6 protein-coding genes are annotated in these 12,908 nt (G+C 47.5%); all 6 read left to right on the plus strand.

Annotated elements, in window-relative coordinates:
* Positions 1-30 precede the first annotated feature (30 nt).
* Positions 31-2,175 carry a DUF5693 family protein gene (locus ASG81_RS06995; protein ID WP_056631024.1) on the plus strand — a complete coding sequence of 715 codons (2,145 nt, stop codon included), beginning with the start codon at positions 31-33 and terminating at the stop codon, positions 2,173-2,175.
* Complete coding sequence (gene csaB / locus ASG81_RS07000; protein WP_056631027.1) at positions 2,139-3,317, plus strand: polysaccharide pyruvyl transferase CsaB; 1,179 nt, start codon at positions 2,139-2,141, stop codon at positions 3,315-3,317. Before ASG81_RS06995 ends, csaB begins: the two co-directional genes overlap by 37 nt.
* A gap of 64 nt (positions 3,318-3,381) precedes the next feature.
* Positions 3,382-4,086, plus strand: a complete 705-nt coding sequence (locus tag ASG81_RS07005; RefSeq protein ID WP_155971292.1) for a WecB/TagA/CpsF family glycosyltransferase — start codon at positions 3,382-3,384, stop codon at positions 4,084-4,086.
* Positions 4,087-4,188: 102 nt separating this feature from the next.
* The gene (locus ASG81_RS07010; protein ID WP_056631029.1) at positions 4,189-5,331 is read left to right on the plus strand and encodes a glycosyltransferase family 4 protein; all 1,143 of its coding nucleotides are present in this window, start codon (positions 4,189-4,191) and stop codon (positions 5,329-5,331) included.
* A gap of 261 nt (positions 5,332-5,592) precedes the next feature.
* Complete coding sequence (locus ASG81_RS07015; RefSeq protein ID WP_056631032.1) at positions 5,593-9,750, plus strand: S-layer homology domain-containing protein; 4,158 nt, start codon at positions 5,593-5,595, stop codon at positions 9,748-9,750.
* A gap of 499 nt (positions 9,751-10,249) precedes the next feature.
* The gene (locus tag ASG81_RS07020) at positions 10,250-12,754 is read left to right on the plus strand and encodes an S-layer homology domain-containing protein (RefSeq protein WP_056631035.1); all 2,505 of its coding nucleotides are present in this window, start codon (positions 10,250-10,252) and stop codon (positions 12,752-12,754) included.
* The last annotated feature ends 154 nt before the right edge of the window (positions 12,755-12,908 follow it).

The raw sequence follows: 12,908 nt of genomic DNA on the forward strand, positions 1-12,908 counted from the left end.
TAATCAGCCTGTTTAGAACGGAGGAGTTACGTGTTTTTACGTTGGCAGCAATGGAATAGGCGGGCCAGATTTGTTCTGTGGGTCATTGCATTAATCGGCGTAGCGGCAGCAATGCCGCTCGGCGCCGTCCGAATGGACATGGAAAAGTCATCGAAACAAGTAGAATACGTGTTTGACTACCGGGATATTATTGAGATTGCGGAGCGGCAGGCCAGACCGCAGGCTTTTCTGACAGAGAAATTGGCCATGCTGAAGGAATCGGGCATTACGACCATGGCTGTTTATGAGAGCTCGCTGAAGGAGCTGTTTCTCTCGGGCAGATTGTCTTATTACAGCTCTAGAGACGCAGCGCTGCTGCAAGGCAAGTTCGAACCGGTAGGTCAAAACTTTACTTATATTTTATTTAACGGAACCAAAGAGGCAGAGATGATCGGTCCAATCGTGCGTGAGGCTTTTGATCGTGCGGAGGCTGCATACAGGGATTGGTCATACGGCGGCCGCAGCGGTATTGTTGTCGAGATGCCGATTGCGGAAGCGATTATGAAAACGATGGATTTTGATCCGATGTCCTTGCAGACGATACATGACGCAGGGTTCGGCATTTTGCCGCGTTTATCCGACCGCGTTCAGCCTTATGATCAGACGGCAACGGATGCGCTTCTTGCAAAATTGAAGGAATACGGCGTAAACCGCGTGTTATTTGACGGCGATAAAGTGAAGGGCGCCTCTGATCAAGCGATGGATAACAGCCTGTATCAGTTCGGTGAACTGCTTAATAATTACGATATGGGCGTCGCAGCGATAGAAAATTTGAAAGAACCTCAAGAAGGTATAAATAAATTAGCATATATTACAAACTATAATGTAGTTCGGTTATATTCCTTGTCGGATAACGACGGGATGACAATGAAGCCAGGCGCTATAGCCGACCGTTTTCTTTTGGCGGCGAAGGATCGCAATATCCGCATGTTTTTCATGAATGGGAACGTTGAGTCAAGTATCGATAAAGCTGAAATCGTTCATTCCTTGGACAAGCTTAGCGAAGCGATGAGCGGGAAAGACGGCGTTGTCGCTAAGCTTACAAAAGCAGGCTTTACACCGGGTTCACCGAAGCCGTTCGTTTATGATCCGCCTTCATGGAATAAGCCGGTTCGGGCAATCGTTGCATTAGGGGCAATCGCTCTCATTTCACTGCTGGCAGGTGCATTTATTCCTGGCGTTTATATTCCGGTTTTTGTAATCGGTCTATTCGGCAGCGCCGGCTTGTACAAGCTTAACAGCTCAATCATGGAGCAGGGCCTTGCGTTAGGCGCAGCTATTGCAGCTCCTACGTTAGCTCTCGTATGGGTCATGAATCGAATTTACTCGCGTACTGTTGGGGATCGACGCGTAATTGGCGGAGGAGATTGGTCGGTCGGCCGCAGTCAGCAAGGACAAACGCCGCATCATCCGGGTGCCGTATCTGATAACGGCAGCCGGATGAAATGGCTGTTTCCTGCTTTGTCTACAGGAAAGCGCTTTGGGTTAGCTCTAAATTGGTTTATCGTGGCGACGCTAATCTCGCTTACGGCTGTTCCGATTGTATTCGGATTGTTGAACAACATTACGTACAATCTAGTATTAGAGCAGTTCCGAGGTGTAAGCTTGCTGCATCTCGCTCCAATTGCTCTCGTGGCTGTTTATGTATTTTTCTATAACAGTCAGCTGACGGCCGGTAAGCTTCGCGAGCTGCTCACCAAGCCAATTACAGTGACTTGGATCATTCTGGCGGCAGTCGTCGGAATAATTGGCTACTACTACCTTTCGCGTACAGGCAATACCGGACAAGTATCCGCCGTTGAACTCGTTATCCGCCGCTTTTTGGAGTCAACGTTCGGCGTGCGACCGCGTTTCAAGGAGTTTCTATTGGCGCATCCGTTATTATTGCTCGGGCTTTTCTTGTCATTGCGCTACCGCGCGGCATGGCTTCTCATTATTATCGGCTCGATTGGACAGCTTTCGATGGTGGATACGTTCGCACATCTTCATACGCCGCTGTACATTTCGATGATTCGGGTACTGCTCGGTTTGGGCATAGGTATGATTATAGGCTGTATTTTGATTGTGGCATGGCAGCTAGTGGAAGGGGCATTACGTAAATGGGCACCGGCAATCATTCGCAAGTACGTCGAATAGTTATCTCGGGCTACTACGGCTTCAGCAACAGCGGTGACGAAGCGGTGCTCAGATCGATACTGCTTGCATTAGAAGAAGAAGGCAGGGCGCAAGGCGTTAAGATTCAGCCAATCGTCTTGTCGGCTGATCCGGCTTGGACAAGCAAGATGTACGGCGTTGAATCGGTCCGGAGGATGCATCCGGCTGATTTGCTCAGAGCACTGCGGAGCAGCGACGGTTTAATTAGCGGGGGCGGTAGCCTCCTGCAGGACGCTACAAGCGCCAAGACAATTCCTTATTATACAGGCGTTATGAAGCTGGCGCAGCTGCTCGGTAAGCCGACGTTTGCTTATTCGCAGGGCATTGGACCTGTGAACCGCCGCTGGATGGACCCATTAATTCGCGGAGTGATGAAGCGTAGCAGCTATGTGTCTGTGCGCGATGCCGAATCCGCCGCTTTGCTCGGACGGATCGGCGTACCGGCGGAGCGGATCGACGTGGTGCCCGATCCGGTCATGGGCTTGCCGCTCCCGGCAGGCTCGCATAAAACCGCTCGCCGCATCACGCCGGCTGGACAAGCCGCCGGGGCACTGCGCGCGGAAGAGCCGCCGCTCATCGGCGTATCGCTGCGCCGCTGGCGCAGCGACGGCGCCGACCTCGCTCGCGCCGCCGAAGCGCTAACCGCGCTGTCGAAGCGTTTGCCTGTACGGCTGCGATTCCTGCCGTTCCACACCCCCTCCGACACGGAAACGTCGGAGCAGGTGATGGAACGGCTGCGCGGCCGGCTCGGCTCAGGCTCAACCGCCGAGCTGGCCGCACCCGGCGACGACCCCCAGCAAATGCTGCTGGAGGTCAGCCGGTGCGACGCTTTGTTCGGCATGCGCCTCCATGCGCTTATTTACGCCGCGGGGCAAATGGTTCCTATGCTTGGCCTCTCTTACGACCCGAAGATCGATCAGTTTCTTAATCGGCTTGGGCTGAAAGCGATCGGCACAACGGATTGGCTTGATGCGGAAGTGTTCGCAGAGGCGGCATGCTCGCTGCTGGCTGATAAGGCCGGCTGGCAAGCGGAGCACAAGGCGGCAATCGACCTTTTAAAACAACAATCGCAAAAACCGGCGCAACAAATCGTTCATTTATTGCGTCATCATATATCGAGGTGATTTCCTCTTGTTGAAACGACTACCGACTGTGCCGATATACGGCATCCCGTTCTCTAAAGCGGGCATGGATGAGACAGTCAATTATTTAACAGCTGCTATAGAAGAAAAACGGGTGATGCATGTCATCACGGCTAACCCGATCATGATCATGTCGGCAATCGAGGATTCGAAGTACAGTGCGATGATCCGGCGTGCGGATCTTATTGTCCCCGACGGCGCCGGTGTCGTATGGGCTGCCAAGTACGTTGGCAATCCGGTTGCGGAACGGGTGACAGGGTTTGATCTGATGCATCGCCTCTTCCAGCAGGGCGAATCGCGCAAATGGAAGGCCTATCTGCTTGGCACCTCGCAAGAGGTGATTGAAGCGGCGGCCGAGAAGCTGCAGCTGCAATATCCTCAGGTGCGGATCGTCGGCTGCCGGAACGGATTTTTTGGCCCGGAGCAGGATGAGGAAGTAGTGGAAGCGATTCGGGCGGCAGCGCCGGACTTATTGTTCGTGGCGCGCGGAGCGGATACGCAGGAGCCATGGATTGTTAAATTTAAGCAAAAGCTGGGCGTACCTCTCATTATGGGCGTTGGCGGCAGCTTTGACGTTGTATCAGGCAAACTGAAGCGTGCGCCTATTATTTTCCAAAAACTGCGTCTTGAATGGTTTTATCGCTTGCTTCAAGAGCCAAAAAGGTATAAAAGAATGCTTGTTTTGCCGAAATTCGTAGTGAAAGTGGTTCGCGACAAAGAAAACGTAACAAAACCTCGGTCTACGCCGTGAAATTCTCGTTAAAACCGTGAAAATGGTTGAAAACGGGGTTGGAATTTCTTTTTCAATCGGAGTATAATTCTCTTCGGTAGAATGAAAAGGGGAGTTGCACACATGCCGGTTGGCTTGCTGTATTCAATTGGATTTATTATCGCTCTTGTTCTCGCCATCGCGATGACGCCGCTTGTTAAGAAATTCGCTTTCAAAGTAGGCGCAATAGACAAACCAAACCACCGCAAGGTACATACGCGCATTATGCCGCGTCTTGGCGGTCTAGCTATTTATATTGCATTCGTTGGCGCGTTTTTTATCTTATCGCCATTCATACCGGACGGCTTGCTCCGTCCACAGGATTCAAATATGATCAACGCCCTGCTTGTGGGCGGCACAATGATTATTATTTTAGGCGCTTTTGATGACCGCTTTGAGCTGTCAGCGAAAGTAAAGCTTCTAGGCCAAATCGCGGCGGCATGCGTTGTCGTATTCGGCTTTGACGTAAAGATCGACCTGCTCAACATTCCATTCGGCGAAACGATGCAGCCGATTGCCGGTTGGATCAGTATTCCGCTCACAATTGTGTGGATAGTCGGCGTAACGAATGCGATCAACTTGATCGACGGATTGGACGGTCTGGCAGCCGGCGTATCCGGTATCGCGATCGCAACGATTGTTGTGATGGCGTCACTGATGGGCTTTCAACCGGTCATCCTGCTCAGCACATTGCTGCTCGGAGGAATCGCCGGATTTCTCGTATTTAATTTTCATCCCGCAAAAATATTTATGGGTGACTCAGGCTCGCTGTTTCTCGGCTTTAGCTTAGCAACGCTTTCGATGCTTGGGTTTAAGCAGGTTACGATCGTATCATTCGTAACGCCGCTGCTCATCATTGGCGTACCGCTTTCGGATACATTCTTTGCAATTGTTCGCCGCTGGGTGAACAAGCGTCCGATTTTCGCTCCGGACAAAGGTCATTTGCATCACAGGCTGCGCGATCTTGGCTTCAGTCACCGCCGCACCGTCCTAATCATTTGGGGTGTAGCTGCGATATTCGGCGCACTGGCAATCGTGCAATCGGCTGTCGTGCAATCAAGCGCAGCGAACTGGATCACCTTTGCCGTTATTTGTATGCTGATGTTCTTCCTGCAAATTGGGGCAGAGGTAATCGGTATTGTCGATAAAACGCGCAGGCCGCTTATTAATTTCCTAGGCCGAATGAGGCTTCGTCTTAAACTGGATGCCGAATCCCGTTCGAAATAAACAAGAGCTCTGGATCCCGCAAGGGAAACAGGGCTCTTTTTTTTGTTCAAAATGGGTTATATAACTAAAAAAATTGAAGCCAAATACCGATAACAACTGTACAGAACTTTTCTGCGGTCAGAGTTACTTGCTGCAAATCGAACGAAAGCTGACTAAATAGGAAAAGGGAGGAAGGTTTATTCATAAGTAAGCTGCACGGTCTTCACTTCATCTGCTATTAAATACCTATGCTCGTCATATACATAAAGGAGGAACATTGTTTTGAGAAGAATTCTATCATTAGCGCTGACGCTGGCATTGTTGATTACATTGTTGCCGCCGTTCGGTTTGTCGCAAGTGGCCACAGCCGCAGCAGGCAGCTTCAGCTTCCCGGCAGAGAAGGATCTATCAACGCAAGCGAGAGTAACAACGGATCCGAGTCTCACCTTAACGGGTTCAATTACGGGGGTAGACCCATCATCGGTATCTTACAGCGTTACACAAATCATCAATAACAAAGGCAATGATGATCCGGCCGATGATCAGATTGGGTCAAAGCGCGAAAACATTACAAGCAACATTTATATCAACGGCTTTAACATTCAAGTATATAACGTGGAATTGTTTCCTGGTCTGAACCAGATTACGTTCAAAGGCATTCAGGGCGGCGGCGAAGTGACAAATTCGATCTATATCGAATATCACAACGGGCCTGTTTTTTATGATTTGGTCGCTCAATTAGACGGGAACAAATTCAATATCGAAGAAACGGGCACTACGGTTGTTCACTCAACAGCGTCTGCAGGCCGTCAATCCGCAGACATCAGCATTACAGGCATTGCTCCTAACGCACAGCAGGTCACGGTTGACGTTAACGGCAGCAGTAAAACCTATTCCGTGAACAGCTCGAACAAGTTTCAGTTCGCGGCATCTCCGATTACGCTCCAGAAGGGTAAAAACTTAGTTACAATTAAAGTGAACAATGCCAACCAAACCGTAGAAACAACTCGGGAGGTTGCCTTTTATAATGGCGGGGTTACATTCTATGATGTGAACTTGAATGGATTAGCAGGTGTAACACCGGGATCTGAACCGCTCGAGTATAGTCCGAATTTGCTTGTGACCAATACGAGCTCGGCAGCCGTAACCGGTAAAATCATCGTTCCTAACTATTTAAAGGATGATTCAGTACCGGCAGACGGGACGCTTGAGCCTCATCCGAATCCGGCGCAAAACATACCGATTAAATACACGATTACTGGCAGCGGAGGCATCAGCTTTGCGCAGCCGGCAGCTCCTCCGGCGTCGGTTCCGGCAGCTACTCCAGTTGGCACTTATAACGGAACGGAAGCGTTTTTCATCTATGAATTTACAACACCTATCGGGGCGAACCATGCGCTAGTCTTCGAAAAGGATTATAACATTCAATTAACGGCTCAAAATGCAAAAAAAGCTGCGCTTGGACAGACGCCTGTTGACGAAGGAACGGGTCTAATGGGCTTTTCCCTGCAGGATGCCAGCAAGCAGTTTATCGAAGATATCAACTATTTAAGCGGATATCGAACAGGTAACGGAGAAGCATTGACAGGAACGCCGCTTGAAGGCGCTAATCTTTATAGCGTACCTTTTGTGATGGAGGTTCTTGTCGGAAACGCAGCCATGAACAGCGCGGATGGAATAGTAACCGTAACGAATATCAAAAATGTGTCGAATGCATCGGCAACAGGATATACCTACACGGATGTAAGCAACATCGAAAACGTATCATCGACGCTTGCCAACAAATTCGTGAACGTAAATGGAAAGATATACAAACGTGAAATTCTTATTTTCAAAAAGCTGCCTTTTGAGGGCACCCAAACGGTTACTCTGGATGTAGGCGGGGTAACGAAGCAGGTGAAGTTCACGATGCTGTTTGGTCCATACGTCAGCTACACAAGTGTGTTTGATAATATGACCGTTTACGACGATACGAATAAATTGAAAACCGAACGTATTGCAGAGGCCATCACGTCTACGCTGAGCGATTTCACAGGCGTTCTCAATAATATCAATAATACTTCCGAAGTACGTTATGACTTTGCTAACAATCAGGCTCAAACCGTATTTTTCTATGTAAACAATACGCCGATCAAGCTTCAGAAACAAACAACTAACGGACCGGCTACAAGCTTCATGATTCTAGATAGTGCTGCAGAACGTACAAAGGCATTTGATGCCTTATTCAGCGGAGAGAATGAGATCAAATTCGTATTTCAGGGCAGCAAAAACTCATATGAGAAAACGATCAAGCTTTTTCTTATTCCAACAAACCTGCCGGTCATACCGGTTGATGGAACGAAGATTTATCCATACGGGGCCCAGTATACCGAACCGGTTCCAAATGATCCGAGCTTTGTGAATCGCGGCGGCATTTATACGACGAATGAAGCGAACATGAACGTATTCGGGACATTTGATTTTATTGATTTTATCGCTGCTGGCGCAACTGATGCTGCCATCGTCAGCAATATCCAAAGCAAACTTGATCAAATGGATGTTCCTGCCAATGGCCTTACCGATCCGAGCAAGTATATTTTGAAAATCGAAAGCAGCTCGTTCACGAATCCTATCGTTTGGGACTTGAGCAAACAGCTGATTATTATGCGAGGACCTGCCGTTATCGGAACGGTTAACAATACAGCAAATAACGATGTGGCGAGGCTCTCTGTCCGATACGATATTTTAAGCAAAACATTTTCTTTCATTTTAACCGGGCAAGCACTAAATTCGGACGGCAGCTCAAGCGTATATACGTTTACCGTCTTCAATAACGGCGAGACGGGACCAAAAGGAGCGTTTCGTCTAGAGGTTGATCCGACCTCGCTGCCATATACCATTCTTCGTCCGATCTTGCCTAATAAGAGCATCGTCAACCAAAACTATGTGGAAGTCATTATCGATGCTCCCGGAGCGGAAACGATCACAATTAACAAACAGCTGGCGGAAAAAATCGATTTCGATTCCGACAATAACCCTGCAACGGTAGAACAATTGTATAAGAATACGTATCGCGTATTCGTCAATAAGCTCAAGGTTGGCAAGAACAAAATCGACTTTGTCATCGCGAGCGCAAATGATAAGGTCCAAGGCAGTATGGATATCACGTATGCGCCGACTAACATTCCGGGAGCCCAGTATTTGGAAATGATGGCGAACAGCCATAAAATTTTCGATGGAGCGCTCAATTTGAAGTTTGCGAAAGGTACAACGCTTATCAGAACCGATTTTAACGTACCTGGAGAGCTAAAAAACCAGATATTCACGGGCCACAATTTATTGTTTGCTATCGCGAATGCCGAGGATGGTGTCGTTGACCGCCGCGAGCTTGAGCCGCTGCCGCCAAACTTTGATATTATTTTAGAAAGCTTTGGGACAAGATTCAGGCTTTCTTATCCTGCACGCTTCACCAAAGCAAGTCCGGTATACTGGATTGACGCAGGTTTAGCGGATGATCCGGCAACCTTGAACGCGTACGATCCTCTGACCAGAGGGGTGGATCCTTATCAATTCCCGAATGCGACTGGTAAGGGCGGAACAAAGATCCCGACCTACGACGAGCGTCCTGACAATCGCGAATTGATTACTTCAAAGACGGGGACATTGACGCTTTCCTTCGATCCGAATATGAAGGACAGCATAGGGACAATCATCACCGTATACCGTTACGACGTAAAAGCTAAGTATTGGGAAAACATTGGCGGTACGGTTGACGTGAAGAAAAATACGGTTACCGTTCCATTCAATAAATTCGGTTATTATGTAGTCGGCAAAATGGTGTACACGTTCACGGATGTGACAACACATCCTTATGCGAGAAACTTCCTTGAAGCAATTTACTCCAAAGGGATCATGAACGCTGCGGGCTTTGACGATTTCGGCTCCAATATTTTCGTGACGCGCGGCGAGTTCGCGAGAATGATGGTTAAGGCGCTTGATATCCCGCTCAACTATGAGCTAAGCAAGCCGCATTTCGATGATGTGCCGGCAATCATTAACCCGGATGCATTATGGGATTATAGATATGTGGAAACCGCAGCGAGAGAAGGCATCATTCGCGGAACCGGTCCGCGGACGTTCCAGCCGAGCTCTAGTTTAACGAGAGAAGAGGCTTCCGTTATTATCGCGAGAGCGTTAGACTTGAAGGTGGCTACCGATTCAAAGAAGATTGACAAAGATCTGGAGAAGACGTTTAAGGATGCGGGAAGCGTCAATTACTACTCGAAGAGCTCTGTTCTTGCCATCGCAAAGAAAAAGTACATCCTCGGCTCTCTGGTCGATCCAAGCAATCCGAAAGCCGGCTCGGTATTCGAGCCAAGATCAAATCTGCTGCGTTCTGACGCAGCCATTATCGTAGCTCGTATTTTGGCGGATTTGAAGAAGCTTCCGAGCATCGGCTGACAAATATTCGACATTAGAAAAATCTGGCTGCAGACGTGTTCTGCAGCCGGATTTTTTGTTGAAACCACGGCGGTTTTACGCTGTGTGAAACATTATCCATGGAAAAAGTTACGCGTCGACGGGTTCTATGAAAACAAGTTATACTAACAAAGCGGTTACAAAGTTAGTACATACTATTGAAAGAAAAAATTTAAAAACTTTTTTCAAAAAGATCGCAACTTTTTCCGCAACGGTGCGTTTAAATACATGACGCATCTACAAACGCACAAACTGATACGCTGGACCTATCCCAATTGGAAACGAATTGGAATGAATTCTCAACTTCCTCTTTACGGTAGGGGTCGCCCATTGTATAATGTTGTAGTGCGTAGCAACTCTAGCATTTTTCTCTCTTTATTTACAAGTTTCTACGACATGATCTTACAAATGGGTTTATCATGACCGTAGACATCATTTATATCAAATCTATGCTCAACTCTGGAAAGGGGGTGAATCGGCTATGAGGGAAAAGAGCAATTCACTATTTAAACAAAACTCTCAACAACCGCACGTATTTAGAGGAGGAGAAATAAAGGTTATGAAGAAAAAAATAGCATCTATGGTATTGGCGACAGCGCTAGTACTTCCAACATCTCTTACAGCTTTTGCAGCAACACCGTCTGATGTAGTGGGCAAGCCAGTACAATCAGCGGTTGAAGAACTAACTGCACTTGGTGTTATCAACGGTTACGAAGATGGTACTTTCAAACCAGGCAACGACATTACTCGCGCAGAACTTGCTAAAGTAATCGTTATTGCAACTGGTAACGCAAGCAACGCTGATCTTTTGAAATCTCAAAAGCCTAACTTCAGCGATGTTAAAGCAAACCAATGGTACACTGGCTACATAAACGTGGCAGAGGCTAAAAAATTGGTTCAAGGCTATAACAAAAAATTCCGTCCTAGCGACAAAGTTAAGTTTGAAGAAGTAGTAGCGGTATTGGTTCGTGCTCTTGGTTACAAAGACGCTAACCTTTCCGGCACATGGCCTAATAACGTATTGCTGCAAGCTAACTCGCAAGAAATCAACATGTTCAAAGGTGTTGACATCACTAAAGGCCAAACAGCTAACCGTGGTGTTGTAGCTCAGTTGGTATCCAACACACTTGACGATGCATTGGTTAAATACGATGCAGACGGTAACCTCGGTAATGTGGTGCCGGCTAAAACGCTGATTGAACAAATCGGTGCAGTAACAACAGGCATTTTGGAAAACACAGCTCTTGAAAACAACAGCACACAAATCCGTGTTGGTGGTGTACTACACACAGTTGCTAAAGACTTTGTTGTAACTGGCGGCAAAAAGCTTTCTGAGCTTGCTGGCCGTACAGTTTCTGTAATCAAAGTTGGCGGTAACGTAGTAGCAGTTTCTGACAAACAAGATGCAGCTAAAGTTGCAACTGGCAAAAACAATGTCGCAGCAGCAGATCTTACTGATGCTGGCACAATTACTTTGGATGGCGTAACTACTCCATACCAAATCGCTCCTGCTTTCTTGTTCATCAAAAACGGTGCGCTTGTTACTGTTGCTGCTAACAAAGACATCGCTGCAGGCGCTAACGTATCCTTGATCCTTAACGCTGCTGGCAACGAAGTAAGTGCAGTAGTTGTTACTGAGTACACTGCAACTAACAAATTGTTCGTAAGCTACGATGCAAAAACAGCATACCGTGCAGCCCAAATCACTCACGATGGCGGCGTTGTATCTGTAGATGAGAACACAGTTATTAAACTTGACGGTAAAGTTGCTGCTGCAGCTGACCTGAAAAAAGACGATGTAATCGATGTTGTAGCTAGCGGTACAAAAGCTGTTACAATCGAAGCTGCTCGTAAAACAGCAACTGGTAAAGTGACTTCGACTTCTACTACTGGCACTGACAAAGCTTATGTTGTTAACGGCACTAGCTACGTAGAAGCTTCGGCTCTTAACCTTGTAATCGGTACTGAATACAACTACATTCTTAACAAAGATAACAAAATCGTTAAAGCAACTGTTGTAACTGCTGGTGCAGGCGCTGATGCTTACGGCGTAATCACTAAAGTAGTTGACAACGTAGCTGTTCTTGACGGCGTACAAGTGTCGACTAAGGATAAAGTTGAATTCTTCTCCTTGAAAACTAACACTAAAGAAGTAGCTTACCTGGCTGCAACTTATGCAGCTGCTGATAGCGATGCTGACTTCATCGCCAAATTCACTTATGACGCTGCTGGTAAAGTGACAGGTATCACTGTACCACAAGCATTGACTGTAGCTGGTTCTGCAGACGTTACTGAAATTTCGGCTTCTGCTATCAAAACAGCTTCCCTGTACAACGTTACTTCGAACACTGTTGTAGTAAACGGTCTTGACCTTGCTAACAACAACGTTTCGGTTGGCGCTCTTTCCAACATCACTAAAAACGATAAAGTAGTCATCGTTAACGACAGCATCAACGCTTCGTTCATCGTATTGACTAAAGACAACGAAGCTAGCTCCGAGCTTGCTAAAGTTTCCGGTCTGTTCGTTTCGAAAACTGAAGCTGTTACAGCTTCCGGTTCGACTTACAGCGTGAAATTGAATGTTGCTGGCGAAGAGAAAACATACGTAGTTGGCAACGCTGCTTACATGACTGCAGTAGCTGCTAAACAACTCGTATCGTTGACTGATTCCGCTCCTGCAACTGTTGGTTACGAAACACTTACAGCTGTTGCTACTGCTGCTGCTGCTAACTCGCAAATCAGCGCTGTGAACACTACTACAAAAACTTTCAAAATCGGAACTGTTGATCACGTAGCAACTGCTAACACGAAATACTACGTAATCGATAAAGACGGCGTTGTATCCGTAGCTGGTTTCGACGCAGTATCTTTCGCTGGAACTGGAACTGTTGGTACACACTACACAGTAGCTTTCACAACAACTGGAACTGTTGTTGGCGGAACATACAATGAAGTAGGCGCTATCGTTATCACTCAACTTCAATAATAGAAGTTGATCTAGAAAGAAAGAGCCTCCGGGAAACCGGGGGCTCTTTTTTTTGTGTGCGCCCAGCATGGGCGCTATCTCTAGGGTTCGAGTCCCGAATGGTGAAGGCAGTAGTAGCCATAGCTTAAGGCAAGGGTGTCCATCGCGAGGTGGA

This window comes from Paenibacillus sp. Soil522, from assembly GCF_001428245.1.
GTDB lineage: Bacteria > Bacillota > Bacilli > Paenibacillales > Paenibacillaceae > Pristimantibacillus.